The following is a 25,995-nucleotide window of genomic DNA, read 5'->3' as shown; positions in this document are numbered from 1 at the left end:
GGACGCCCCAAGTCGGGCGCCGAACCGCAGAACAGAGCAGGCCGCGCATCGGCCGCCACCGCATCCAGGAGAGACAAGCATGCTTTTGACCGACGAACAGCTCAGCGTCCAGGAAATGGCGCGCCGCTTCGCGCAGGAGCGCCTGGCGCCCAACTCGGAACGCTGGGACCGCGACCATCACTATCCCGCCGACGCCATCGCCGAAATGGCGCAACTGGGCTTTTTCGGCATGCTGGTGCCCGAAGCCTGGGACGGCAATGACAGCGGCTATATCTCGTATGCGGTCGCGCTGGAGGAAATCGCGGCCGGCAATGGCGCCTGCTCCACCATCATGAGCGTGCACAATTCGGTGGCCTGCATGCCCATCCTGAAGTTCGGTACCGACGCGCAGAAAGAACAGTTCCTGCGTCCGCTGGCAACGGGCGAGCATATCGGCGCCTTCGCGCTGACCGAGCCGCAGGCGGGGTCGGACGCCAGCAGCCTGCACACCCGGGCGCGCCGCGATGGCGACGACTACATCCTGAATGGCGCCAAGCAGTTCATCACGTCGGGGCGCAGCGGCCAGGTGGTGATCGTATTCGCCGTGACCGACCCGGATGCCGGCAAGCGCGGCATCTCGGCCTTCATCGTGCCTACCGACACCCCGGGCTACAAGGTGTTGCGGGTGGAAGAAAAGCTCGGCCAGCATGCGTCCGACACCTGCCAGATCGCGTTCGAGGACATGCGCATTCCGGCGGCTTACCGGCTGGGCGCGGAGGGCGAAGGCTACAAGATCGCCCTGTCCAACCTGGAGGGCGGGCGCATCGGCATCGCGTCCCAGTCGGTGGGCATGGCGCGCGCGGCCTACGAGTGCGCGCGCGACTATGCGCGCGACCGGCAGGCCTTCGGCAAACCCATCATGGAGCATCAGGCGGTCGCGTTCCGGCTGGCCGACATGGCCACGCAGATCCATGCGGCGCGCCAGATGGTGCTGCATGCGGCAGCCTTGCGCGAGGCCGGCAGGCCGGCGCTGACGGAAGCGTCCATGGCCAAGCTGTTCGCCTCCGAGATGGCCGAGAAGGTCTGCTCCGCCGCCATCCAGACCCTGGGCGGCTACGGCTATCTGAAGGACTTTCCGGTGGAACGCATCTATCGCGACGTGCGCGTCTGCCAGATCTATGAAGGCACCAGCGACATCCAGCGCCTGGTGATCGCCCGGGCCCTGTGAACGAAAGGCTAGGCCGGCAGGCGCCGGCCGCGCCGCGCCCACAGCGTGTAGACGACGATGTTGCCCACGATCAGCAAGGCCGCCAGTACGATCTGCGTGCCGCGGGTGATGCCTTCGGGGTAGATAAGCGCCAGTATGTAGTGTTCGATGAAGCCGCCGCCATAGCCTTGCTGGCCGGCCTGCTGGCGCAGCGAAATCTCCAGCGGCGTCAGCGGGCAGATCCAGCCCATGCCTATCACCAGCGCGCCCCAGGCCAGCGCGGGCAGGTGCAGGTAGGCGATCCAGCGCTTCCACAACGCCAGCAGGCCGCCGAATACGACGAAGGCAACGAAGAGGCCGTGCACGATGAGCACCAGGTCGGCGAGCAGTCGATAGCTCATGGCCGTGTCCGCCTCAGGGCTTGAGGTCCCGCAGCAGCTTGGCCAGTTCAGGCGCGGTCATCAGCGACACGCCTTGCGACTTGGCGTATTGCAGGGCGTTGTCCGAGACCTCGCCCAGCGCAATGTAGATGGCTTCGCGCGCGCCGCGCTTCTCGCGCGCTGCCTGCAGTTCGCGCAAGGGTTCGACGCCGACGCGGGCGGCCTTCCAGCGCTTGGCGCTGACCATGGCGACATGGCCGTCCTTGCTCAGCGCGAAATCGGCGCCGGGCAATTGCAGGCGCTGCACTTCACAGCCGTCGCGGCGAAAGCCCGCTTCGACGGTTTTGGAAAATTCCGCCCAGGACATGCCGGCGGCGGCTTCGGCCACGGCCTGCACCCGCGCGCCCGAGGGCGCGCGCAATTGCTTGTAGGCCGCCATGATGGCGATGACCGCGAACGGCACCGCGGCGAACACGCCCATCGCGGCGTACTCCAGCGGCAGCGCGGCAAAGCCGGCGGCCGACAGCAGCACGGCCACGCCGGCGCTCATCCACCAGGGCGAGCGCAGCAGCACCGCAAAAATGGAGTTCTGGGACATCTTGAGTTTCATGGCGGCTCGCGGTGATGCGTGGTGTGGAGGGCTTCAGGCGTCTGCGTCGCCGGAGTCGGGGCCGCGCACGACGATGCGCACGTCGCCGCAGGTCACGATCTGGCCGGCGCGGATCTTGGCCGTCTTGCGGCTTTCGACCACGCCGCCCACGCTGACGTGGCCTTCGGCCACCAGCATCTTGCCCGCGCCGCCGCTGTCGCACACGCCGGTGGCCTTGAGCAGCTGGTTCACTTCAATATAGGGGCTGCCTTCGGCCAGCGTGAATTCGATGATGGGCATAGCGAGAGTCTGGTAGAGGTGGGGGCGGGGCGCTCAGGCTTGGCCGCCGCCGTTGGCGCCGTCCTGGGCAGGGGCGGGGGGCTCCTGCGCGGCGGGACGGTTGTTGCTGGTTTCGGCGCGAGCCATCCAGGCGATCAGGGACGAACGCATGGCTTCCTCGACCGACATCTGGATGGGCTGGACCCATTCCTGCGGCACGAACACGGTATAGCCGCCGATCATGTAGCCCATCGGCAGGTATACGGCCACGCGCTCGCCCTGGGTGAAGCCTTCGGGCAAGCCTTCCATGTTGCGGCGTGTGACCAGGCCGACCAGTTCCAGCTGCTGGCCCGGCACTCGCAGGATCACTACCTGCTGGGCGGTGTTCTTGGAACTGGGCGAAAAATAGTCCGCGAAGCTCTTCAGGGACGAGTAGATGCTCTTGACCACCGGCAGGTTGGTGAACGGCATTTCCAGCAGCACCAGCACGCGCTGCACGCGTTCCTTGGACACCAGGTAGCCGATGGCCAGGATGCCGAGGATGCCCAGCGCCAGGCCCATGCCCGGCACATAGAACCCGCCGATGAAGGGGCGCAGGAAGGTCAGCGCCACGGCTTCGGTCCACGCCAGGAAGATATAGAGCAGGTAGATCGTCAGGGCCAGCGGCAGGACGGTGATCAGGCCGCGGAAGAAGTATTTATAGAGGCGAGTCATAGACATAGGCAAATAAATCAGGGTCGGATTACGCGGCAAAGGCACGCGCCGAAGGGCCGCCAGCATAGCAGCCGGCGCGGGCCCGACAGGTAACAATCGGCGTGCGATCAGCGGCAGCGGCGCGCGCCTAGCGGTCCACGGGCAGGTACAGGGTCTCCTTGATCTCCTCCATGACCACGTAGCTGCGCGATTCAGCGGACGCGGGCAGGCGCTTGAGGATTTCGCCGAGGAGACGGCGGTATTCGTTCATTTCGGTCAGGCGGGCCTTGACCAGGTAGTCGAAGTCGCCGGACACCAGATGGCATTCCATGACTTCGGGCACGTACAGCAGCTCTTTCTTGACCTTGTCGAACACGTCGCCGGATTTGGCCGACAGCTTGATCTCCAGGAAGACGAGCAGGTTCTTGCCCAGCGCCGCCGGATTGACGCGCGCATGGTAACCCGTGATGACGCCTTCGCGCTCCATGCGCTTGACGCGGTCGGAGCAGGGGGTGGCGGACAGGCTGATCCGGTCGGCCAGTTCGGTCACGGAAATGCGGCCTTCCCGCTGCAGGATATCCAGGATTTTCAGGTCGATACGGTCTAGCTCGCGCATTTCACTTTTGGCGATCGAAAAACAGGAGGCGGCCGGGAAAAAGCACTGGCAAAGCAAAATCTTCAGTGCTTTTCACTGCTGAGAGGCCCATAGACTACCGAAATTCCTGAACAAAACCAATCATCGGAAAGAATCATGCACGTCATCGTCCTCGGCAGCGGCGTCATCGGCACCACCACCGCTTACTATCTGGCCCGCCAGGGCGCCAAAGTCACGGTGCTGGACCGCCAGCCTTCGGCGGCGCAAGAGACCAGCTACGCCAACGCCGGACAGGTTTCGCCGGGCTATTCCACCCCCTGGGCGGCGCCCGGCATTCCGCTGAAGGCCATCAAGTGGCTGTTCCAGAAACACGCTCCGCTGGCCATCCGCCTGGACGGCAGCCTGTTCCAGCTGAAATGGATGGCGTCCATGCTGGCCAACTGTTCTGCCGAACGATACTCGGTGAACAAGGAGCGCATGCTGCGCCTGTCCGAGTACAGCCGCGATTGCCTGCGCGAACTGCGCCAGTCCACCGGCATCCACTACGAAGAACGCACCCGCGGCACCTTGCAGCTGTTCCGCACCGAGGCCCAGCTGGAAGCCGCACGCCGCGACATCGCGGTGCTGGAAGAGGTGGGCGTGCCCTACGAACTGCTGGACCGCAACCGCCTGGTGACGGCCGAGCCCGCCCTGGCGCGCTCGCTGCACAAGCTGAGCGGCGGCCTGCGCCTGCCCAACGACGAAACCGGCGACTGCCAACTGTTCACGACGCGCCTGGCCGAAATGGCCAAGGGCCTGGGCGTGGAGTTCCGTTACGGCCAGACGGTGTCGGGCCTGAACACGGCCGGCGGCCAGATCACCGGCGTGCGCGTGGGCAATGAAGTCCTGACCGCCGATCGCTATGTCGCCGCCTTCGGCAGCTACACGCGCGACTTCCTCAAGCCGCTGGATCTGGACCTGCCGGTGTATCCGCTCAAGGGCTACTCGCTGACCATCCCCATGGCGGACGAATCGGCCGCGCCGGTTTCTACCATCCTGGACGAAACCTACAAGATCGCCGTCACGCGTTTCGACCAGCGCATCCGCGTGGGCGGCATGGCCGAGATCGCGGGCTTCGACCTGCGCCTGAAGGAGGCCCGCCGCAAGACGCTGGAACTGGTCGTCAACGACCTGTTCCCGGGCAGCGGCCACGTGGCCCAGGCCGAGTTCTGGACCGGCCTGCGTCCCATGACGCCGGACGGCACGCCGGTGGTCGGTGCGACCCGCTACGGCAACCTGTACCTGAACACCGGCCACGGCACGCTGGGCTGGACCATGGCCTGCGGCTCGGGCAAGCTGGTGGCCGATCTGGTCATGGGCCAGCGTCCCGCCATCCGCACCGACGGCCTGGGCCTGTCGCGCTATGACCGCAAGGCGGCGTCCAGCCAGTCGCTGGTGCTGGACGGCAAGAGCGCCTGATTCCGCTTGCGGCAAGCCGGCGGCGATTCTTCCGGATATCGCCGCCGGGACAGCGCATGGGCCATCTACAATCGCCCGCATGATCCATTTCCTGCACACCGCCGACTGGCAGATCGGCCGACAATACGGCCAGTTTGAAACCGACGATGCCGCCATGCTGGCCGAGGCCCGCTTCGACGTCGTCGCCCGCATCGCTGCGCTGGCCGCAGAGCGCGGCGTGGACGCCGTGCTGGTGGCGGGCGATGTGTTCGACACGCAGGGCGTGTCGGACCGCACGATACGCCGCCTGTTCGCGGCCATGGCCGCTTACACCGGCCCCTGGGTCATGATCGCCGGCAACCACGACGCCGCGCTGGCCGACAGCGTCTGGAGCCGGGCGATGCAGTTGGGCTGCATCCCTTCCAACGTGCATGTTCCGCTGCGCACCGGCGTGGTCGATCTGGCGGCGATCAATCTCGCCGTGCTGGCCGCGCCCCTGACGCAACGCCATACCTACGACGACGTGACCCAGGCCTTCGACGCGCTGGAAACCGAAGCCGGCCGCATCCGCGTGGGCCTGGCGCACGGCAGCGTGGCGGGCCGCCTGCCGGACACCATCGATGCCACCAATCCCATCGCCCCGGACCGCGCGGTTCGCGCGCGGCTGGACTATCTGGCGCTGGGCGACTGGCACGGCTGTCTGTCCATCGACGAGCGCACCTGGTACGCCGGCACGCCGGAGCAGGACCGCTTCCGCGGCAACGAACCGGGGTACGCGCTGCATGTGCGCATCGAGGCGCCGGGCGCCACGCCCGCCGTCGAGCGGCTGGCTACGGGCAAGTACCGCTGGTCGGCCTGGTCGGAAACGCTGAGCCTGCCCTCGGACGCGCAGGCGCTGGCCGCGCGCATGGCCGAGCTGCGCGCCGAGGATGTGCTGCGGCTGGACCTGCAAGGGCACGTCAACATGGAAACCTGGGAAGCGCTGCAACGCGCCGTGGACCAGGCCGCGGCGCAGGTGCGTGCGCTGCTGCCGGACCTGTCCGGCCTCATGCTGGAACCGGACGAAGCCGACCTGGCCGAACTGCGCGCCAGCGGCTACGTGGGCGAAGTTGCGGCGCAATTGCAGGCATTGCAAGCCGACCCGGAACAATCTGCGGTTGCGGGCGAGGCATTGCGGCTGCTGCTGCGGTTCCAGCGCGAAAGCGCCGCGCCGGGAGCCGCCAAATGAAGCTCTCGCGCATCGCCCTGGAAGAATTCCGCAAGTTCCGCCAGCCCATGGCGCTGGAAGGGCTGCAGGACGGCCTGAACCTGTTCGTGGGCCCGAACGAAGCCGGCAAGAGCACCGTGGCCGCGGCCATCCGTTCCGCCTTTCTTGAACGCTACAGCACCAGCAAGGTCGCTGACCTGGCGCCGCACGGCGAGTCCGGCGCGCGACCCAGCGTGGAACTGGAATTCACGCATGCCGGACACAGCTATGTGCTGAAGAAGCAATTCCTGTCGCGCGCCCGCTGCGAACTGTTGATCGATGGCGGCGCGCAACGGCTGGACGGCGAAGAGGCCGAGAACGCGCTGGCCGCATTGCTGGGCTTTGAACTGCCGGGACGCGGCCAGAGCAAGCCGGACCTGGCGGGCATACCGGGCCTGTTGTGGATTCAGCAGGGCGACGGCCAGAATCTGCAGGAAGCGGCCGGCCATGCGGGCGCGCATCTGCGTGAGGCCTTGACGCAGCTGTCCGGCGAGCTGGCTTCGGGCGATGGCGACCGCCTGTACGAGCGCGTGGCCGCCGAACGCGGCGCGCTGCTGGACGCACGCAATGGCCGCCCCAAGGGCGTCTACAAGGAAGCCGAAGATGCGCTGACGCGCGCCGCGGCCGAACGCGACGAGTGCGCGCAGGCCATGGCGCAGCTGAACGCCGACGTGGACCGCCTGGCCGAATTGCGCCGCGACCACGAGCGCGCCCAGGCCGGCGAGCCCTGGAAGGACTTCGAAGCCAAGGCGGCCGAGGCGCGTGCGCGCCTGGCGGCCCTGGCCAAGGAGCGCGAAGCCTTCGAAGGGCTGCGCCGCGAACAGGCGCAAGCCGCGCAAACGCTGGCGCTGTTGCAGGACCAGGTCCGGCGCGACCAGCAGGACGAGGCCGAACTCCAGTCGCTGGCCAGCGAGGCCCGCGGCGCGCGCGCCCGGGTCGAGGCCGCGCGCGAACCGCTGGCGCGCGCCCAACAGCAGCGCCAGGCGCATGCGGCCGCGGTGGACGCGGCGCGCCAGCGCGTTACTTCGGTGCAGGCCGTGGCCGACCGGCGCGACCTGGAGCATCAACTGCTCCAGCTGGGCGTGGAGATCGAACGCCTGGACGGCGCATTGAAGGAAGTCACCGCATTGATCGAGCAGGGCTCCGCGCTCAAGGCCGAGACCATGCGGATCGAAATCGCCGACGCCGACATCGAAGCCCTGCGCAAGAGCGAACGCGAACTGGCCAACCTGCAATTGCAGCAGCAGGCCAGCGCCACGCGCCTGTCCTATCAGCTGGAAGCGGGCGGCCGGGCGCTGCTGGACGGCCGGATGCTGAGCGGCGCGGACGAGGTCCTGCTGACGGCGGCCGCCGAACTGGAGCTGCCGGGCGTGGGGCGCTTGCGCATCGAGCCGGGCGGCAAGGACTTGCCCGCGCTCAAGCGCGAAATCGACGCGGCTCGGGCGGCCAGCGCGGCCTTGCTGCAGCGCCTGGACGTCGAGAGCCTGGCGCAGGCCGAGCAACGCTACGCCCGCCATGGCGCCTTGCTGCGCGAGCTGGACGGCATGCGCAAGACGCTGGGCATCCATGCGCCCAAGGGCGTGGACGTTCTGCGTGGCCAGCGCGACGACGCGTTGGCGCGTCGCGTGCAGTTGCAGGAACGTTTGGACAAGCTGCCAGCTGCGCCGCAGGCGGACGACGGCGGCGATCTGCCCGGGGCGCTCCAGGCCCTGCGCGAGGCCGAGGCGGTTTCGGCGCAGGCCGAGACCGCGCTGGCCGCCGCACAGCGCACCATGGACACCGACGGCGCGCGCGCCCAATTGCTGGAAAACCAGACGGCGGCGCGCAGCGCCGAGCTCCAATCGCCCGAGCGCGCGACGCAGCGGCAGGCCCGCGCAGGCAGGCTCGCCGAGGTCCGCAGCAGCCACGACGAACTGGAACGCCGCGTGCGCGAGGCGCAGGCGGCATTGGCTGGCCACCGTCCCGAGCTGGTCGAACAGGATGTGCAGCGCTACGAGAAGTCCGCCGCGATCGAGCGCGAGGCGCAGCACAAGCGCCACGGCGAAATCCTGCAGTTGCAAGGCAAGCTGGACCAGGCGGGCGCCCAAGGGCTGGGCGAACGCCTGTCTGAAGCAGAGGCCGCCTGCGAACGCCTGGAGCGGCGGCGCGACGACTTCGCCCGCCGCGCCGCTGCGCTGGAACTCCTGCAAAAGCTGCTGGCAGACAAGCGCGCGGCGGCGACGCAACGCCTGCAAGCGCCGCTGGCGCGCCGGCTGAACCACTACCTGGCGCTGCTGTTTCCGGAAGCCGACCTGCGACTGGACGATGCCTTGCTGCCCGCCGCGCTGCGCCGCGCGGGCGGCGAGGACCAGCTGTCCGCGCTCAGCTTCGGCACGCGCGAACAACTGGGCATCCTGGCCCGCTTCGCCTACGCCGATCTGCTGCGCGAAGCAGGGCGGCCGACGCTGCTGCTGCTCGATGACGCGCTGGTCCACACGGACGACGCGCGGCGCGACTTCATGAAGCGCGCGTTGTTCGACGCGGCCACGCGGCATCAGATCCTCATGTTCACCTGCCATGGCGAAGCGTGGCGCGACATGGGCGTGGAGCAGCGGCGCATCGCTTGACCGCGCCGCGCGCAGCCGGTAGGCTACGCCCCATGCCTGACCACACGCTCCTCGCCGATTCCGCATCCGCTGCCCGCGCAGCGGATACGCGTGCGCGTGTGCTGTCCCGGCGCTCCGCAGTTTCCCCCGGTTTTTCTCCTGTCGTGTCCACGGTGGTATCGCCGCCGGTCGCGCCGCCTTGCGGCGTGGTCTCGGGTGCTTACCCGCCTAGCGCGGTCGTCGTCGGCTGACGCCGTCCGCAACGCGACTCCAGCCTTTTTTCAAGAAGCTTCGTCAGACGTCCTGATGCATATTGCATCCGTCTAGCGCATGCTTATGCCCGCTTGCGCGGGCGGGGCTGGAGCCTGTTCATACCCCGACAGGTAGAAACCTCATGTCTTTCGATAGATCTGCGTGGACCTCCTATGGCTCCACTTCCTTGTTCGTGCTGCTGTGGAGCGGCGGCGCGATTTTCGCCAAGTGGGGGCTGTCCCACGCCTCCGCCTTCGGCTTCCTGCTGTTGCGCTTCATCCTGGCGCTGGCCGCACTGATGCTGTTGTGCGCGTGGCGGCGGCGCTGGCTGCCAGAGCCTGGCACGCGTCTGACTGTCGCGGCCACTGGCCTGCTGCTCATCGGCGGCTACTCCATCTGCTATCTGCTGGCGCTGGACCACGGCATCACGCCGGGCGTGCTGGCCACGCTGCTGGGTGCGCAGCCCATTCTGACGTTGGCGGTGATGGAAAGGCGTTACTCATTGCCGCGCGTGGCGGGCCTCGGCCTTGCCTTGTGCGGGCTGGTGATGGTGGTCTACCAGAGCATAGGCATGGCGCGCTTTTCCGCGGCCGGCATGGCCTACGCGCTGGCCGCGCTGCTTTGCATGACCAGCGGCGCGATGCTGCAGAAACGCGTGCGCCAGGCGCCCATGGACGTCATGCCGTTGCAGTACTTCGTCAGTCTGGCGTTGTGCCTGCTGTTCGTGCCATTCCAACCGATCCGCGTGGAGTGGGTGATCGGTTTCATCCTGCCGCTGATCTGGATGGGCCTGGTGATCTCGGTGGGCGCGACCCTGCTGTTCTACCGCATGATCCAGGCTGGCAACCTGGTCAATGTCACCAGCCTGTTCTATCTGGTGCCGGCCGGCACGGCAGCCCTGGATTACCTCATCCTGGGCAACCGGTTGTCGGCGTTGAGTCTGGGCGGGATGGCGGCGATCCTGCTGGGCCTGATGCTGGTGTTGCGCAGTCCGGCGCCAGCGGCGAAAGCGGTGCAGACCTGACCGTTGCCAGTTGAGGCATGACCCCGCGAGCGGATTTGAGTGCGCCCGCGGGGCAACTCATTGGGTCGCGGGTTTTCCCCAGGTATCGAAGAAAAATACCAAGTAGTATGTTCTCATCCAGCTTATTAAATACTCATTAGTATGTTGCTGGAGACAACGATGTCCGTGATCTGGAATCCCCCGCTCGACCCGCAGGCAAGCGCCTGGCGCGACAAGGCCGCCGACCTGACCGCGCGGGCGTTCGCGCCGGCGGCCGCCGCCATAGACCGGGAACAACGCTATCCCGTGGAGCACCTGGCGCCGTTGCGGGAAAGCGGGATCTCGGGACTCTTCATTCCAGCCGAGTACGGTGGCGCGGGCGCATCGCTGACCTCGCTGGTGGCTGTGGTGGAAACCGTGGCCCAGGGCTGCGCCTCCACGGCCGCCATCCTGGCGGCGCTGTCGCTGGGCGCGTTTCCGGTCATCCTGGGAGGTACCGCCGAACAGAAGATGGTGCTGCTGGGCGGCCTGGCGCGCGACGGCCACGCGGTCAACTTCGCCCTGAGCGAGCGCGGCGCCGGTTCGGATGCGGCGGCCCTGTTGACCACGGCCGTGCCCGAGGGCGACGGGTGGCGCATCCGGGGCGAAAAATGCTGGCTGGGCAACGGCGGGCATTCGCGCCATTTCATCGTGTTCGCCCGCACGGGCGAGCCGGGCGCGCGCAACAACATCAGCGCATTCGTGGTCGACCGCGACGCAAGCGGCGTGGTGGTAGACCACTACGAAGACAAGATGGGCATACGCGGCACCACCACCACGAACCTGAAACTGGACACCTGGGTCGGCGCTGAAAGCGTGGTCGGGACGCTGGGAGAAGGGCTGAAGCTCGCCTTGGCGACCTTGAGCATCGGCCGCGTGGTGGTGGCGGCCCAGGCCAACGGTATCGCCTTGTGCAGCTATGCCGAGGCGCGAGACTTCGCGGTGCAGCGCCAGACCTTCGGGCGCAGCATCATCGACCACCAGGGCGTGGGCTTCAAGCTGGCCGACGCCGCCACCGCGCTGTCGTCCTCGCGGATGATGACCTACGAAGCCGCGCGCGCCTACGACGCCGGGCAGGACATCGGCACGCTGGGCGCGATGGCCAAGCTGCTGGCCAGCGAAACGTCGCACAGCGTGGTGGACGACGCGATGCAGATTCTCGCCGGACGCGGCTATGTGAAGCCCAGCGCGGTGGAACGCTGCTACCGGGACCAGCGCATCACCGAAATCTACGAAGGCACCTCCGAAATCCAGCGCGTGGTCCTGGCCCGCGCCATCAAGAAAAGCGCAGGCGCTGCGGCGCAGCGCGGGGAGTTCGCATGAAAGCCAAGACTGCCATTCCTTATGACGAGATGCCCCTGCGGCAAGTGGAGCTGCTGGACGCGGCCGCGCATGCCTTCACCGAAATGGGATTCGCGGCGACCACGATCGATTCGGTCGCCGACCTGATCGGCGTCACGAAAGGCAGCGTCTATTACTACTACCGCAGCAAGACCGACCTGTTCTTCGCCGTGCACCGGCGCGCCATGCAGTTGAACCTGGACACGGTGACGCCGCTGGTGGAGGACGAGGCCGCGTCGCCGCCTCAGCGGCTCTGGAACATGGCCCACGCCCACACGCATCTGATGATGGCGCACCTGCCGTACCAGCGCGTCACCGTGCAGGGCGTCGAACTGCACCTGGCCGGACGCACCACGGCGAACCAGCGTGCCGAGCTGGAAGAATTGGTGCGGCAGCGCGACCGCTACGAGTCGCTGTTCCGCAGCGTGGTCGAGGCGGGCATGGCGACCGGAGACTTCCGGCGCGGTCCGCCGGCCTTGCAGGTCAAGCCGCTATTGGGCGCCTTGAACTGGACCACCATGTGGTATCGCCCCAGGGCCGGCGAATCCGAAGCGGATCGCGAAGCCATCGCGCGCGACATCGCGGATTTCGCTGTCGCGTCCATGCAATCCCTGCTGCCCGGTTCCGTGGCGGTCCCCACTGGAGTGAATGGCCATGCATGACATGCAATCCGAGGAACGCGGCTGGCGCGCGGTTTCCGAGTGGTATCACGCATTCTTCACCGGCATCGTCCTGTCGGCCGTGACGCGCCGCGGCACGGCGCGCGCGGCCGAACTGGTCTACGAGATCTTCTGCCGCCAGCGCAACGAGCGCTTCCTGCCAGGCCTGAAGAAGCTGGGCATCGCGCATCTGCCGCCCGCGGTGGCGGCGGCGCAGTACCACTACCTGTCCAACCATATCGGCGGCGTGGCGGTGCAGTACATGTACGAGTCCGACCGCAAGGCCTGGATACGCTATTCCGCACCGCGCTGGATCTGGTCGGGCACCGCGCTGTGCGCGATACCGTCGGAGGTGTCGCGCGCCATGCTGGCGGGCTGGCATGCGCAGAACGGCGTGTCGCTTAACAATCCGCGGCTGGGTTTCGTATGCACCAAGCAGGCTGTCGACGGCCAGTCGGGGCTGGAGGGCTACTACTACGAGTACGACCGCGACCTGCAGCCGCATGAACGCCTGCGCTTCAGCCGCAATGAGGACGCGCCCGATTTCGACGCCGCTGCCGCACCGACGCTGCCCACCGTGGATTGGCCCGCGACGCGCCTGGCCAAGGCCAGCCGCAACTACGCCATGGAGTACGTGCGCAGCGCCTTGCCCGTAGCGGTGAACCTGTGGGGGCCGGAGGACGCGGCCGCGCTGCTGCACCTGACGGGAAGAATGATAGGCATGCAGTTCTATCACGAGACGGCGCGGGCGCTGGGCGTGGGGCAGGATAGTTCCGCGCTGCAGTTCGGGCGCTTCATGGTGGCGCTGGCGCAAGCACAGGGCGACACGTGCGAGTTGAGCGAAACGGCGGAAGGCGTGCGCGTGACGCAACACGGCTGGAACCTGATGGACGCTGTGGCCGATGCGCACCCCTGCGTGGCGCAAGCCTGGAACGGCCTGCTGGAAGGCGCGCTGGATGCGCACAATCACCGGCTTGCGCTGCGCATGAACACGCAGGCGGGCGCGCAGGGCAGGGAATTCAGCTGGCTGATCGCCCGCGCTTCGGCCTGAGCCTGAAATCGAAGGAGACAGACTATGCATAGCAGCGATACCGGCGGCGCGCTCGCCGGCCTGCGCGTCATCGACGCGTCGCGCGTCCTGGCAGGGCCATTCTGCGGCCAGATGCTGGGCGACCATGGCGCCGACGTAATCAAGATCGAATCGCCGGAAGGCGATGAATGCCGCGGTTTCGGTCCCCCGTTCGTGGACGGCAGTTCGGCCTATTTCCGCGCCGTGAACCGCAACAAGCGCAGCATGGTGCTGGACCTGAACAGCGAAGCCGGCCGCGAGACGTTCTGGCAATTGCTGGAAACGGCCGACGTGCTGATCGAGAACTTCAAGGCCAGCACGCTGCGCGCTTGGGGCGTGGCCGAACCGTCCGCCATCACCGAGCGCTTTCCGCGACTGGTCCATTGCCGCATCACGGGCTTCGGCGACGATGGCCCGCTGGGCGAATTGCCCGGCTACGACGCCGCGGTGCAATCCATGGCCGGCCTGCTCAGCATCAACGGCGAGGCGGGTGGCGAACCCTTGAGGCTGGGCGTGCCGGTGGTTGACCTCACCACCGGCATGAACGCCGCGATCGCCGTGCTGCTGGCCCTGCAGGCCCGGCACCGCACGGGGCGCGGCCAGATGGCGGACGTGTGCCTCTACGATTCCGCCGTATCGGTGGCGCATCCGTTCCTGGCCAATTACCTGGCGTCGGGCAATACGCCGCGCCCCAGCGGCAACGGGCATCCCAACATCGTGCCCTACAACGTTTACCAGACCCGGACCTGCCCCTTGTTCATCGCGGTCGCCAACGATCGCCTCTTCACCAAGCTGTGCACGCAGCTGGGCATTGCCGACATGGCGCAGGACGAACGCTACAAGTCCAACGGGCAAAGAGTGGTCAACCGCGAAGCCGTGGATGCGGCGCTGGCCCAGGCGTTCGCGCAGGTCGATGGCGAGGGGTTCGGCAAGCAGTTGCTGGCGCAGAACGTGCCGGCCGCGCCGATCCTGGACATGGCATCGGTGGCCGCAGCCGCCCATACCGAGCATCGCCAGATGGTGGTCCGGCGCGACGACTACCACGGCCCGGGCATACCGATAAAACTGTCCGGCACGCCGGCGGCCATACGCCGGGGCCCGCCGCGCTTGGGCGAAATGAACGCCGCAACACCGCCGTCAGAGCGGTAAGGCGAACCAGGCAGTACCCATAAAACCAGGAGACTAGACCATGAAAACGATTCGATTCGCGCTGTTGGCATGCGCGCTGCTGAACCTGTCCGCGCAAGGCGCGGCGCAGGCCGAGACCTATCCGGGCGACAAGCCCATCAAGATCGTCGCGGCTTTTTCGCCAGGAAGCGCGACCGACACCAGCGCCCGCATCATCGCGGAAGAACTGCGTAAGGACCTGAACGCCAACGTGATCGTCGAGAACAAGCCCGGCGCCCAAGGCCTGATAGGCACCGAGTATGCGGTGCGTTCGCCGGGCGACGGCTACACGCTGACGATCTCCAGCAGTTCGCTGAACTCCATCAATCCGGGGCTGTTCAAGAAGCTTCCCTACGATGCGCAGAAGGACTTCAGCCACGTGTCGCGCCTGACCACCATGCCCATGCTGCTGCTGGTGCGCGCGGACGGTCCGTACAAGGACTTGGCCACGTTCGTGAAGAAGGCGGCCTCGGGTTCCTTGAACTACGGCTACGGCTCGCCGGGCGGGCAGGTCGGCGCGGCGGCGTTCAACCGCATTGCCGGCGTGCGCGCGGAAGGCGTGCCGTACAAGAGCCAGCCTCCGGCGCTGACGGACCTGGCAGGCGGGCAGGTCGATTACGTGATGGCGGACCTGTCGGTCGCCACGCCGCTGCTGCGCGGCGGCAAGCTGCGGGCGCTTGCCATCAGCACCGAGCGCCGCTTGCCGGACCTGCCGGATGTGCCAACCTTTGCCGAAACGGAATATAAGGACTTCGACCTGGTGGTATGGGTAGGCCTGGCCGGTCCCGCCGGCATCCCCCAGCCTATCCTGGAGCGCTTGAACAAGGCGGTGAACGACGCGCTGGCGCGTCCCGAGGTGCAGCAGAAGTTCGCCGCCCTGGGCATGACGGCCGCGCCGAACACGCAGGCGCAACAGCAGGCTTTCGTGGAGGCGCAACTGGGCACCTGGGGCCGCCGCATGCAGGAAGCGAACATCAAGCCGGAGTAGGCGGCTTTGCGCCCCGGCTGCGCCGGGGCTGCGGTTATGCGTAGGCGGCGCTGTCCTGGCCGTCCCAGTGCCCGCTGACCAATTGCTCGGGCCGGCTCTGCGCCACCACCCGCGCGCAGGCGGCCCAGGCGTCCAGGCGGACGCTCAGGCCGGCGTAGATGCCGTGGCCCGCGCCGGCCTCGATCACGCCTTCGGCCTGCACGCCTTCGCCTGCCCGGATCGCGCCTTCGGCGCGGATGTCCTCGCCGGCGATCAGGCCCCAGCCGGAAGCGAGGTGCTCGCCGCACTGGATGGAGCCCCCGGCCTGGATGCCGCAGGCGGCGTCGATTTCCTTTTCGGCGCGCACGTCGCCGCCGGCCTTGATGCCCTGGCCGCATTTGATGGCGCCTTGCGTCTGGATGTCCTGCCCGGCATGCAGGTGGCCGGTCACGGCCAGGTCCTGGCCGGCGCAGATGTCCCACTTGGCGCGCACATTGCCGCCGCAGTCCAGGCGCGTGGCGGTTTCTATGCCCCAATCGGCGCTGATGTCTCCGCCTGCGCGCAGGTTGCCGCCGCTGGCGATGTTGGCGTTGGCGGTGATGTTCTCGCCCGCCTGGATGGTTTCGCCGGCGCGGATGCCGCCGCCCGTGACGATGCTGCGCCCGGCGCGCACCACGCTGTCCACATTGATGCCCATGCGCACTTCCAGCGTGCCGGCGAACACGATGGCATTGGCGTCGACCGAATCCAGCCGCAGCACCGCGTCGGTGGGGCCGAACTGGTCCAGCAGCCAGCAGGCGTCGCTGACGCGGCCGTCAGCGACCAAGGCGTCAAGCACGGCCTGGTAGTCTCCCTGGCCGTTGTGGTCGCGGATGAACCATTTGTAGCCGCCCGCGCAGGGGTTCTTGGCTTTGACGAAGTTCTTGGTGAGTTGCATGGCGCTTGAATAGGTCGGTGCGTGGCCTGGCCGCAAGCCTGCGTTGGCGTTGCGGATCGAGGGACGAGACGCGGATCCCGGCCACGCGGCAGGGCGTCCGCCGGCCGGCAGCAAGGCTGCCGGATGCGCGAATGTGCGCAGGCAGCCGGCGGCGGGCCGGTGCAGGAATCAGAAAGGGGAAAAGCGGGCGATTAGCCGGGCTTGGAGCGCGCGTAGGCGGAGCGCGCGGCGACTTCCTGCGAGCTCAACAGGGTCGAGCGCAGGGCGCAAAGCGCGCAGGCGGCGCAGGGAGGGGGAGAAAGATGGGATCGCACGGTCGCACATGCTACCACCGGGGCGATTGCAGTCAAGCGCAGCCCTTGGAACGTTGGGGGCGCAAGGCGGGCGCGAAAAAAAACCGGCCTGGGAAACAGGCCGGCCTTGGGGCGGCGCCGGACCGGGCCGGCGCGCTGTCCGCTGACGATCAGTTGGTCGACTGGATGTTGCGTTCCTTGGCGATGCGTTGGCGCAGTTCCAGCTCGCGCTTGATCTGGGCGGCGTATTCGGCGGGCGTGTTGCCGTCCACCAGCGAGCCGCCGTCGGCCAGGCGCTGCACGATCTTCGGATCCTTGAGCGCCTTGACGGTGGCGTCATGGATGCGGTCGACCACCGCCTGCGGGGTGCCGGCGGGCGCTACCAGGCCGTACCAGGCCATGTTATCCATTTCCGGCAGGCCGCCTTCGGAGAAGGTCGGCACGTCCGGCAGCGCGGGCAGGCGCTTGGGCGCGGCCACGGCCAGGGCGCGCAGCTTGCCGGCCTGGATGTGGGGCATGGACGAGGGCAGGTTGTCGAACTGGGCGTTGACCTGGCCGGCGATCACGTCATTGAGGGCCGGACCCGAACCGCGGTACGGCACGTGCACCATGTCGGTCTTGGTCAGCGACTTGAAGAGCTCGCCGTCCAGGTGGCCGATGCCGCCCGCGCCCGAGGACGCGTAGGCGTACTTGCCGGGGTTGGCCTTCAGCAGGGCAATGAACTCGGCCAGGGTCTTGGCCGGCACGGCAGGGTTCACCGTCAGCACGTTGGGAACGTTCACCATATTGGTGATGGGGACGAAGTCCTTCAACGGGTTGTACGGGTTCTTGGGGTTGGTGGCCGGGTTGGTGGCCATGGTGCTGACGGTGGCCACGCCCAGGGTGTAGCCGTCGGGCGTGGAGCGCGCCACGGCATCGGCGCCGATCGAGCCGCCGCCGCCGCCGCGGTTCTCGACCACCACGGCCTGGCCGAGCTCGCGGGTCAGGCCTTCGGCGACGATGCGCGCGACGATGTCGGTGGTGCCGCCCGCGGCGAACGGGACGATCAGGCGGATGGGTTTGTTGGGGTAGGGGTCGGCTGCCTGCGCGGCGGTGGTGAGGCAGAGGCCGGCGATGGCGGCGGCCAGGACGGCCTTGGCTTGGGACAGCATGGTCAAGAGTCTTCTCCAGATTATTTGAATTTCCGACCCGGCCGGCTTCTTGGGCCGGCGTCGGTGAAGCCTGCCGCGCCCGGATGCTGGCGCGGTGGATGCTTCGTGGGCGCCATTCCACACAGTAAATATCCGTCGGTCAACCCGGATAGACCCTGGCTTGTCCAGGGTTATTTTTTTACGGCGCCGTTGCCCGGAGAAGACGGCAATAGGCGAAAAAATCCAATGCTGACAAAGACATGAACAGCTTCCGGAATATTTCAATTGCGCAAGGATTGCGCATCTATCTTGCTGTCATCCGCATCGTAAACACATAAATCTCTGCATAACTTACAAGAATCTGATATTTTTCGTATGAGATTCTTGGCCGGTCTTGCAAGAAAGCTATTGCGTTTGTTTCTGTCTGCGCCGTTCAATGGCGTTGGTTGATGCCCCCCGCGGGGCAACGTGTAGTGCAGCGACGCACCGGGCCAGGGTTCCGTCCGTTTTTCAATCCCCGGTCTGTTCGTCTTTCGCTGCCTTGCGCTGGCGGGAGGGGGCCCGGACACTCTCGGAACGCCATGTCGCTGATCCTGATCCTCGCTCTGCCGTTTGCCGGCAGCCTGTGCGCCGTGCTTCTGCCATCCAACGCCCGCAATGCCGAGGCCTGGCTGGCGGGCCTCATCGCACTGGTCTGTGTGGTGCTGGTCATCAGTCTCTATCCCGAGGTCGCCAACGGCGGCGTGGTGCGCTTCGACATGCCCTGGGCGCCCGCCCTGGGCCTGCAGTTCACCCTGCGCATGGACGGCTACGCCTGGCTGTTCGCGCTGATCGTCTCCGGCATGGGGGCGCTGGTGGTGCTGTATGCGCGCTACTACATGTCGCCGGAAGATCCGGTGCCGCGCTTTTTCTCCTTCTTCCAGGCCTTCATGGCCGCCATGCTGGGCGTGGTGCTGTCGGGCAACCTGATCCAGCTGGTCATGTTCTGGGAAATGACCAGCCTGGCGTCCTTCATGCTGATCGCCTACTGGCATCACCGCCTGGACGCCCGCCGCGGCGCGCGCATGGCGCTGACGGTCACAGGCGGCGGCGGGCTGTGCCTCTTGGCCGGCGTCCTCATCCTGGGCCATATCGTCGGCAGCTATGACCTGGACCGCGTGCTGGCCGCGGGCGATCTGGTGCGGGCCGACCCCTGGTATCCGGCCGTCCTGATCCTGGTGGCGCTGGGCGCGCTGACCAAGAGCGCGCAGTTCCCGTTCCATTTCTGGCTGCCCAACGCCATGGCGGCGCCCACGCCGGTATCCGCCTACCTGCATTCGGCCACCATGGTGAAGGCCGGGGTGTTCCTGCTGGCGCGCTTCTGGCCGGTGCTGTCGGGCACCGACGAATGGTTCTGGATCATCGGCGGGGCGGGGCTGATCACGCTGGTGCTGGGCGCGTACGCCGCCATCTTCCAGCAGGACATGAAAGGGGTGCTGGCGTACTCCACCATCAGCCACCTGGGGCTGATCACGCTGCTGCTGGGCCTGAACAGCACGCTGGCGCTGGTGGCCGCCATCTTCCACATGATCAACCACGCCACTTTCAAGGCCTCGCTGTTCATGGCGGCGGGCATCGTGGACCACGAGACCGGCACGCGCGACCTGAGCCGTTTGTCCGGCCTGTACAAGGCCATGCCGATCACCGCCACGCTGGCCATGGTGGCGGCTGCGTCGATGGCGGGGGTGCCGCTGCTCAACGGCTTCCTGTCCAAGGAAATGTTCTTCGCCGAGACCACCTTCGTCAGCGGCGACCGCATCACCGAGATCGGCCTGCCCCTGGTGGCCACCATTGCGGGCGCGTTCAGCGTGGCCTATTCGCTGCGCTTCATCCTGCAGGTGTTCTTCGGCCCCCCGGCCACCGACCTGCCGCGCGCCCCGCACGAGCCGCCGCGCTGGATGCTGTTCCCCAGCGCGCTGCTGGTGGCGATCTGCCTGCTGGTGGGCGTGGTGCCGGGCCTGACGGTCGGCCCGTTCCTGGCGACCGCGGCCCAGAGCATCCTGGGTCAGGACATGCCGGAGTACAGCCTGGCCGTCTGGCACGGTTTGAACCTGCCTTTGGTCATGAGCCTGGTTGCGACCACGGCCGGCATTCTGCTTTATCTCGCCCTGCGTGCCCATCAGCGCGCCAATCCGGGCCGGGTGCCGTTCATCTACCGCCTGGACGGCCGCCGCAGCTTCGAGGCGCTGCTGGACGGCTCCAGCGTGGCCGCGGCCTGGCTGCTACGCTGGCTGGCGTCCTCGCGCCTGCAGGTGCAGATGCTGCTGATCGTGCTGGGTACGCTGTTCGTGGCCTGGCTGCCGCTGCGCGCGGGCGGCTGGCTGGATGGCTCGGGCCGCATGACGCCGATCGATCCGGCCTTCGCGCTGCTGTGGCTGGTGGGCGCGGGCTGCGCGCTGGCCGCCGCCTTCCAGGCCAAGTACCACCGCCTGGCGTCGCTGGCGCTGGCGGGCGGCGCCGGCCTGATCACCTGCCTGACCTTCGTCTGGTTCTCGGCGCCCGACCTGGCGCTGACCCAGCTGTCGGTCGAGGTCGTGACCCTGGTGCTGTTGCTGCTGGGCCTGCGCTGGCTGCCGCGGCGCATTGCGCAGGATGAAGACGAGAGCCTGAAGGCCACGCTGCGGGCTCGCGGGCGGCGTCTGCGCGACCTGTTGCTGGCAGGCGCCGCGGGCACCGGCATGGCCGCATTGGCCTATGCGGTGCTGGTGCGGCCGCAAGGCGACACCATCTCCTCGTATTTCGTCGACCGCGCGCTGCCCGATGGCGGCGGCACCAATGTGGTGAACGTGATCCTCGTGGACTTCCGCGGTTTCGATACCTTCGGCGAAATCACGGTGCTGGGCATCGTGGCGCTGACCGTCTACGCGCTGCTGCGCCGCTTCCGTCCGGCCGCCGAAAGCGCGGACCTGCCGCGCCAGCAGATCGACCAGGACGGCGGCGTGCCGGCCGCGCCGGACATCAAGTCGCTGGTGCCCACGGGTTCGATGATGGTGCCGACCGTGCTGGTGCGCCTCTTGCTGCCCACCGCCGCGCTGATTTCCGTGTACTTCCTGCTGCGCGGCCACAACGAGCCGGGCGGCGGTTTCGTGGGCGGATTGATCTTCGCCACCGCCGTCATCCTGCAATACATGGTCGGCGGCGTGTACTGGGTGGAGTCTCGCAGCCGCCTCAACCCGCAGAACTGGATCGGCATCGGCCTGTTGTTCGCCGGCACCGCGGCGGTGAGCGCGTGGCTCGCCTACAAGCCTTTCCTGGCGGCGCTGGCCTGGGATGTCGCGCTGCCGCTGATCGGCCACGTGCATCTGTCCAGCGTGCTGCTGTTCGACCTGGGCGTCTACATGCTGGTCGTGGGATCCACCGTGCTGGTGCTGGTGGCGCTGGCCCACCAATCGCTGCGCGCGCAACGCAAGGCTGCCGTCGAAATCCAGGCGGCGGCCGCACAAACAGGGGAAGCCTGATGGAATTGATATACGCCATCGCTATTGGTGTCTTGGCGGGCTCGGGCGTCTGGCTGCTGCTGCGGCCGCGGACCTTCCAGTTCATCATGGGCCTGTCGCTGGTTTCCTACGCGGTGAACCTGTTCATCTTCGGCATGGGCCGGCTGACCTCGGGCCGTCCGCCCGTGGTCGATCCGGCAATGGCCCATGATCCTTCCTGGTATGCGGATCCGCTGCCGCAGGCGCTGGTGCTCACGGCCATCGTGATCGGCTTTGCCACCACCGCGCTGTTCCTGGTTGTGCTGCTGGCCTCGCGTGGCCTCACGGGTACCGACCACGTTGATGGACGGGAGTCCCAATCTTGAATTTTTGGCTGCAACACCTGCCCGTATTGCCCATCGTCACGCCGCTGGCGGCTGGCGCGGCGATGCTCCTGCTGGCGGACACCCGCCGCTACACCCGTGGCGCCATTGCGCTGGTTTCGACGCTGGGCCAACTGGCCGCCGCCATCGCGCTGCTGGTGGTGGCGGGCGGCGGCGTGCCTGGCGTCTGGCCGGACGGGGTGGGGGTCTATCTGGTGGGCGACTGGCCCGCGCCCTTCGGCATCGTGCTGGTGGTCGACCGCCTGGCTGCGGTGATGCTGGCCCTGACCGCGGTGCTGGGGCTGGCGACGCTGGTCTATGCGCTGGCGCGCTGGGACCGCGCCGGAGTGCATTTCCATTCGCTGTTCCAGTTCCTGCTGATGGGCCTGAACGGCGCCTTCCTCACGGGCGACCTGTTCAATCTCTTCGTGTTCTTCGAGGTGCTGCTGGCGGCGTCCTATGGCCTGTTGCTGCACGGCTCGGGCGTGGCGCGCGTGAGCGCCGGCCTGCAGTACATTGCGGTCAACCTGGTGGCCTCGTTCCTGCTGCTGATCAGCATCGCGCTGATCTACGGCGTCACCGGCACGCTGAACATGGCGGACCTGGCGGTGCGCGCCGGCAACCTGGCGGGCGCGGACCGCATGCTGTTCGAGGCGGGCGCGGCCATCCTGGGCGTGGCCTTCCTGGTCAAGGCGGGCGCCTGGCCGCTGAACTTCTGGCTGGTCAAGGGCTACGGCTCGGCTGGCGCCCCGGTCGCGGCCATGTTTTCCATCATGACCAAGGTCGGCATCTACGCGCTGCTGCGCATCGGTTCCTTGCTGCTGCCCACCGGCGCGCCGGCGGCCTTCAGCCTGGATTGGATGTTCGCGGCGGGGTTGGCCACGCTGCTGTTCGGCGGCCTGGGCCTCCTGGCGACCCAGCAACTGGAAAAGATGGTGGGTTACTGCGTGATCGTGTCGGCCGGCACGCTGTTGACCGCACTGGGCATGCCCGGCGTGACGCTGACGGGACCGGCGCTGTTCTACCTGCTCAGCTCCGTGCTGACCACGGGCGCGTTCTTCCTGCTGGCTGAGTTGATCGAGCGCACCCGCAGCTTCGGCGCCAACGTGCTGGCGGTCACCCTGGACGCATTCGACCTGGACGACCCGGCCTCGGTCAACCGTTCCGACGACGTGGTGGGCGTGGCCATTCCCGCCGCCATGGCCTTCCTGGGCCTGGCCTTCATTTCCTGCGCCTTGCTGGTAACCGGCCTGCCGCCGCTGTCGGGCTTCGTCGCCAAGCTGTCGCTGCTGTCGGCGGCGGTGTCGGCCGCCAACGAATCGGCCGTGCCCATGGACGCCTGGATACTGGTGGCCGCGGTGTTGCTGTCGGGGCTGGCGGGCCTTATCGGCCTGGGCCGCACCGGCATCCGCGTGTTCTGGGCCAGCGATGACCGCAGCACGCCGCGCCTGCGCTTGATCGAAGCCGGGCCGGTGGCCGTGCTGTTGCTGCTGTGCGTGGGCCTGGCGGCCGGCGCCGGCCCCGTGTCGGCCTATCTGGACGACGCGGCACGGTCGCTGGACCAGCCCAAGTCCTATATCGACGCCGTCATGTCTGCGCAGACCGTGCGCGGCCTCAAGGGAGGAAGCTGATGCGCCGCCTCTACTTCCTGTTCCTGCCCGTCTACCTGTTCGTCCTGTGGCTGGTGCTCAACCAGAGCGCGTCCGCGGGCCAGATCGCGCTGGGCATCGCGCTGGCGCTCTGGTTCACCTGGGCGGCGTCGCGCCTGCGACCGCTGAGGGCCAAGCCGCGCCGCCTGTGGAAGGCGGTGCCGCTGTTCCTGCACGTGACCGCGGACATCATCAAATCCAATATCGCCGTGGCGCGGCTGATCCTGAATCCGCGCCGCAATGACTTTTCGCCCGGGTTCATCATGATCCCGCTGACCATGCGCGACCCGCACGGCCTGGCGATGCTGGCTTGCATCGTCACATACACGCCGGGCACCGTCTGGGTGGACCTGACCGACGACCACAGCCTGAAGCTGCACGTGCTGGACCTGCAGAACGAAGGCGACTGGATCAAGCTGGTGCAGGAACGCTACGAGCGCCCGCTGATGGAGATTTTCGAATGAACAACATACTTTATTGGGCGGCGTCCTTCGCCTTGCTCTGCTTCGCGCTGGGCATGGTCTTCGCCGCCATCCGGCTGCTGCGCGGTCCCACCGCGCAGGACCGCGTGCTGGCCCTGGACACGCTCTACATCAACGGCATGCTGACCATGCTGGTGTTCGGCATCCGCTCCGGCACTTCCGTGTATTTCGACATTGCGCTGCTGATCGCCTTGTTCGGCTTTGTCGGTTCCACCGCCATGGCGCGCTTCCTGCTGCGCGGCGAGGTGATCGAGCCATGATCGACGCCCAGATCCCGCTGTGGGCCGCCATACCCGCGAGCATCCTGCTGGTGCTCGGCGGCCTGCTTGCGCTGACCGGTTCGGCCGGCCTGCTGCGCTTCCGTACCTTTTATGCCCGCATCCATGCGCCCACCTTGGGCAACACCATGGGTTGCGGCTGCGTGCTCGCGGCGTCCATCCTGGTGTTTTCGGCACTGTCCTCGCGGCCTGTGTTTCATGAAGTCATCATCACGCTGCTGCTGATCGTGTCTTCGCCCGTGACCGCCATGCTGCTCATGCGTGCGGCAACCTACCGTAATCGCCTGAGCAAGACCGACGCCGAGCGCGATGCAAGTTAAGGGGAAAGGCAGGGTTTGTTGCGTCGCGTCAATTGAAACGTAGTCTTACGATTTCACGTCGCTGGACATGTAGCCGAAGCGTCATCGTGGGATAGTGGGTAACGGTTCAATCAACTTCAAGGAGCTGACCATGACTACACGACCCATGCATACCAAACGCCTCGCGGCGACGCTTTGTGCCGCTGGCCTGATGTTGGCCGCGGGAGCGGTCCACGCGGCTGATGCGACCGGCCGCGGCTCAGCTCAGTCCCAGTACCAGCAGGACGTCGCGGCATGCAAGAGCGGCGCCACCGGCCAGGACCAGGCCGCCTGCATGCGCGAAGCCGGCGCGGCGCGCCAGGAAAGCGGCCGCAACAACCTCAAGGACGGCAATAACGACCAACTGCAGCAGAACATGCTGGACCGCTGCAACCGCCTGCCGGCCGCCTCGCGCCAGGACTGCGTCACGCAGATGACCTCGCCGACCAATGTGCGCGGCAGCGTGCAGGGCGGGGGCGTGCTGCGTGAAACCGTGATCCAGGTGCCGGCCGACACCGTGCCGCCCGCGGCCGGCGCGCCGGGCATGGCGCCCGCGCCGGCGGCAGCGCCCATGACCGCGCCGGTGCGCCAGTAAGCGACAGTCGGGGCCGGGGCGGCAGGGCCGCCCGCCTTGGGCCTCCAGGGGCGCAGCCGCCGCCACATTCAGGCAAAATGGCGGCTGTCGCCCCTTTTTCACGCATATACATGTCCGACGTCATCGCCCTGATATTCGACTTCGACGACACGCTGGCCTCGGACAGCACGTCCGGCTTCCTGGAAAGCATGGGCGTGGACACGGCATCCTTCTGGAAGGATGAGGTCGATCCCTTGCTCTCGCAGCAGGATTGGGATCCCGTGCCCGCCTATCTGTACCAGATGATCCAGCTGTCGCAATCGGGCAAGCACGGCCTCATCACGCAGCAGCGCCTGAAGGACTGGGGCGCCCGGCTGGAATTGCACGACGGCGTGCCCACGCTGTTCCAGCGGCTGCGCGCCGCCGTGCGGGCCGAACAGCCGCAGGTGCAGTTGGAGTTCTACCTGATTTCCAGCGGCATCGGCGACGTGGTCAGGTCTACGCCCATCGCGCATGAGTTCACCGAGATCTGGGCGTCCGAATTCATCTACGGCGCGGACGGCGGCATCGCGTTTCCGCGACGCATCGTCAGCTTTACCGACAAGACCCGCTACCTGTTCCACATCCAGAAGGGCATCATCGGCCGCGACTTCCGCAACAAGCCTTTCGAGGTCAACCGCAAGGTGCCCGAGGACCGCTTGCGCGTGCCGTTCGACCAGATGGTGTTCGTCGGCGACGGCTACACCGACATCCCGTGCTTTTCGCTGATCCGCCGCGCCGGCGGCTTCGCCTTCGGTGTCTGGGACCCCAAGCATCGCGACAAGCGCAGCCGGGCCTGGGGCTTCATCGAAGAGGGCCGGGTATCGAACCTGAACCAGGCCCGCTACGACGAGCACGCCGAGCTCTACCAATGGCTGGAAGAGGCCGTGACCAGCCTGGCCGGCCGCATCGCGCTGAAGTCCCGGGTGTACCGTGGTTGAAGCAGTCCC

The 25,995-nt window shown here is 67.3% G+C and carries 25 protein-coding genes; 18 read left to right on the top strand and 7 right to left on the bottom strand.

Going from position 1 to position 25,995, the window contains the following annotated elements:
- The first annotated feature begins 79 nt into the window (after positions 1-79).
- Positions 80-1,207, top strand: coding sequence for an acyl-CoA dehydrogenase family protein (locus tag IB259_RS06360; protein WP_175213466.1), 1,128 nt, complete (start codon positions 80-82; stop codon positions 1,205-1,207).
- 8 nt (positions 1,208-1,215) lie between these two features.
- Here IB259_RS06360 and IB259_RS06355 read toward each other — a convergent pair whose 3' ends face one another.
- The 5 genes from IB259_RS06355 to IB259_RS06335 form a co-directional block, all read right to left on the bottom strand.
- Complete coding sequence (locus IB259_RS06355; protein WP_054453896.1) at positions 1,216-1,587, bottom strand: DUF2784 domain-containing protein; 372 nt, start codon at positions 1,585-1,587, stop codon at positions 1,216-1,218.
- Positions 1,588-1,600: 13 nt separating this feature from the next.
- On the bottom strand, positions 1,601-2,176 hold the full coding sequence (locus IB259_RS06350) for a restriction endonuclease (protein WP_054453899.1): 576 nt from the start codon (positions 2,174-2,176) through the stop codon (positions 1,601-1,603).
- Positions 2,177-2,209: 33 nt separating this feature from the next.
- Positions 2,210-2,455 carry an RNA-binding S4 domain-containing protein gene (locus IB259_RS06345; protein WP_192328059.1) on the bottom strand — a complete coding sequence of 82 codons (246 nt, stop codon included), beginning with the start codon at positions 2,453-2,455 and terminating at the stop codon, positions 2,210-2,212.
- 33 nt (positions 2,456-2,488) lie between these two features.
- Positions 2,489-3,148 (bottom strand): DUF502 domain-containing protein, encoded by a 660-nt coding sequence (locus IB259_RS06340; RefSeq protein WP_119449644.1) that lies wholly within the window; start codon positions 3,146-3,148, stop codon positions 2,489-2,491.
- A gap of 127 nt (positions 3,149-3,275) precedes the next feature.
- Positions 3,276-3,743: a winged helix-turn-helix transcriptional regulator gene (locus IB259_RS06335; RefSeq protein WP_013394098.1), complete on the bottom strand. Its 468-nt coding sequence runs from the start codon at positions 3,741-3,743 to the stop codon at positions 3,276-3,278.
- A gap of 135 nt (positions 3,744-3,878) precedes the next feature.
- Between IB259_RS06335 and IB259_RS06330 the strand changes: the two genes are divergently transcribed.
- From IB259_RS06330 to IB259_RS06290, 9 genes are all read left to right on the top strand, one after another.
- A complete protein-coding gene (locus tag IB259_RS06330) occupies positions 3,879-5,180 on the top strand; it encodes a D-amino acid dehydrogenase (RefSeq protein WP_054453905.1) in 1,302 nt (433 codons plus the stop codon).
- Between the two features lie 79 nt (positions 5,181-5,259).
- Entirely contained in the window at positions 5,260-6,387 is a 1,128-nt protein-coding gene (locus IB259_RS06325; protein ID WP_119449677.1) for a DNA repair exonuclease, read from the top strand.
- Positions 6,384-9,011 carry an AAA family ATPase gene (locus tag IB259_RS06320; RefSeq protein ID WP_192328056.1) on the top strand — a complete coding sequence of 876 codons (2,628 nt, stop codon included), beginning with the start codon at positions 6,384-6,386 and terminating at the stop codon, positions 9,009-9,011. Before IB259_RS06325 ends, IB259_RS06320 begins: the two co-directional genes overlap by 4 nt.
- Positions 9,012-9,384: 373 nt before the next feature.
- Positions 9,385-10,266, top strand: a complete 882-nt coding sequence (locus tag IB259_RS06315; RefSeq protein WP_119449646.1) for a DMT family transporter — start codon at positions 9,385-9,387, stop codon at positions 10,264-10,266.
- A 159-nt stretch (positions 10,267-10,425) separates the two neighbouring features.
- Entirely contained in the window at positions 10,426-11,607 is a 1,182-nt protein-coding gene (locus IB259_RS06310) for an acyl-CoA dehydrogenase family protein (RefSeq protein WP_119449647.1), read from the top strand.
- Positions 11,604-12,287 (top strand): TetR/AcrR family transcriptional regulator, encoded by a 684-nt coding sequence (locus tag IB259_RS06305; RefSeq protein ID WP_192328053.1) that lies wholly within the window; start codon positions 11,604-11,606, stop codon positions 12,285-12,287. The genes IB259_RS06310 and IB259_RS06305 overlap by 4 nt, the downstream gene beginning before the upstream one ends.
- Positions 12,280-13,335 carry a hypothetical protein gene (locus IB259_RS06300; protein WP_370528689.1) on the top strand — a complete coding sequence of 352 codons (1,056 nt, stop codon included), beginning with the start codon at positions 12,280-12,282 and terminating at the stop codon, positions 13,333-13,335. Before IB259_RS06305 ends, IB259_RS06300 begins: the two co-directional genes overlap by 8 nt.
- Before the next feature lie 24 nt (positions 13,336-13,359).
- Positions 13,360-14,502, top strand: coding sequence for a CaiB/BaiF CoA-transferase family protein (locus tag IB259_RS06295; RefSeq protein WP_192328047.1), 1,143 nt, complete (start codon positions 13,360-13,362; stop codon positions 14,500-14,502).
- 40 nt (positions 14,503-14,542) lie between these two features.
- Positions 14,543-15,508, top strand: a complete 966-nt coding sequence (locus tag IB259_RS06290; RefSeq protein WP_054453920.1) for a tripartite tricarboxylate transporter substrate binding protein — start codon at positions 14,543-14,545, stop codon at positions 15,506-15,508.
- Between the two features lie 34 nt (positions 15,509-15,542).
- Here the strand turns inward: IB259_RS06290 and IB259_RS06285 are convergent, their stop codons facing one another.
- Positions 15,543-16,424, bottom strand: coding sequence for a hypothetical protein (locus IB259_RS06285; protein ID WP_119449651.1), 882 nt, complete (start codon positions 16,422-16,424; stop codon positions 15,543-15,545).
- Between the two features lie 463 nt (positions 16,425-16,887).
- Positions 16,888-17,868, bottom strand: a complete 981-nt coding sequence (locus IB259_RS06280) for a tripartite tricarboxylate transporter substrate binding protein (RefSeq protein WP_175163865.1) — start codon at positions 17,866-17,868, stop codon at positions 16,888-16,890.
- 560 nt (positions 17,869-18,428) lie between these two features.
- On the opposite strand from IB259_RS06280, the gene IB259_RS06275 reads away from it, so the two are divergent.
- The 8 genes from IB259_RS06275 to IB259_RS06240 all read left to right on the top strand — a co-directional run bounded on the left by IB259_RS06275 (position 18,429) and on the right by IB259_RS06240 (position 25,986).
- Positions 18,429-21,344 carry a monovalent cation/H+ antiporter subunit A gene (locus IB259_RS06275; protein ID WP_192328044.1) on the top strand — a complete coding sequence of 972 codons (2,916 nt, stop codon included), beginning with the start codon at positions 18,429-18,431 and terminating at the stop codon, positions 21,342-21,344.
- On the top strand, positions 21,344-21,688 hold the full coding sequence (locus tag IB259_RS06270) for a Na+/H+ antiporter subunit C (RefSeq protein WP_054453926.1): 345 nt from the start codon (positions 21,344-21,346) through the stop codon (positions 21,686-21,688). The genes IB259_RS06275 and IB259_RS06270 overlap by 1 nt, the downstream gene beginning before the upstream one ends.
- The gene (locus tag IB259_RS06265; RefSeq protein ID WP_175181027.1) at positions 21,685-23,316 is read left to right on the top strand and encodes a monovalent cation/H+ antiporter subunit D; all 1,632 of its coding nucleotides are present in this window, start codon (positions 21,685-21,687) and stop codon (positions 23,314-23,316) included. Before IB259_RS06270 ends, IB259_RS06265 begins: the two co-directional genes overlap by 4 nt.
- A complete protein-coding gene (locus IB259_RS06260) occupies positions 23,316-23,798 on the top strand; it encodes a Na+/H+ antiporter subunit E (RefSeq protein ID WP_054453929.1) in 483 nt (160 codons plus the stop codon). The genes IB259_RS06265 and IB259_RS06260 overlap by 1 nt, the downstream gene beginning before the upstream one ends.
- The gene (locus IB259_RS06255) at positions 23,795-24,076 is read left to right on the top strand and encodes a K+/H+ antiporter subunit F (RefSeq protein WP_013394078.1); all 282 of its coding nucleotides are present in this window, start codon (positions 23,795-23,797) and stop codon (positions 24,074-24,076) included. The genes IB259_RS06260 and IB259_RS06255 overlap by 4 nt, the downstream gene beginning before the upstream one ends.
- Positions 24,073-24,414, top strand: a complete 342-nt coding sequence (mnhG, locus tag IB259_RS06250) for a monovalent cation/H(+) antiporter subunit G (RefSeq protein WP_054453932.1) — start codon at positions 24,073-24,075, stop codon at positions 24,412-24,414. Before IB259_RS06255 ends, mnhG begins: the two co-directional genes overlap by 4 nt.
- Positions 24,415-24,544: 130 nt before the next feature.
- Entirely contained in the window at positions 24,545-25,027 is a 483-nt protein-coding gene (locus IB259_RS06245) for a hypothetical protein (protein ID WP_225590252.1), read from the top strand.
- Positions 25,028-25,137: 110 nt separating this feature from the next.
- Positions 25,138-25,986, top strand: a complete 849-nt coding sequence (locus tag IB259_RS06240; protein WP_059380070.1) for an HAD family hydrolase — start codon at positions 25,138-25,140, stop codon at positions 25,984-25,986.
- Positions 25,987-25,995 lie beyond the last annotated feature (9 nt).

It is taken from the genome of Achromobacter sp. ACM04 (assembly GCF_014851465.1).
Taxonomy (GTDB): Bacteria; Pseudomonadota; Gammaproteobacteria; order Burkholderiales; family Burkholderiaceae_B; genus Achromobacter; species Achromobacter aegrifaciens.
Note: the sequence above shows the minus strand (reverse complement) of the source record. Positions and strands in the feature narration are given on the sequence as shown.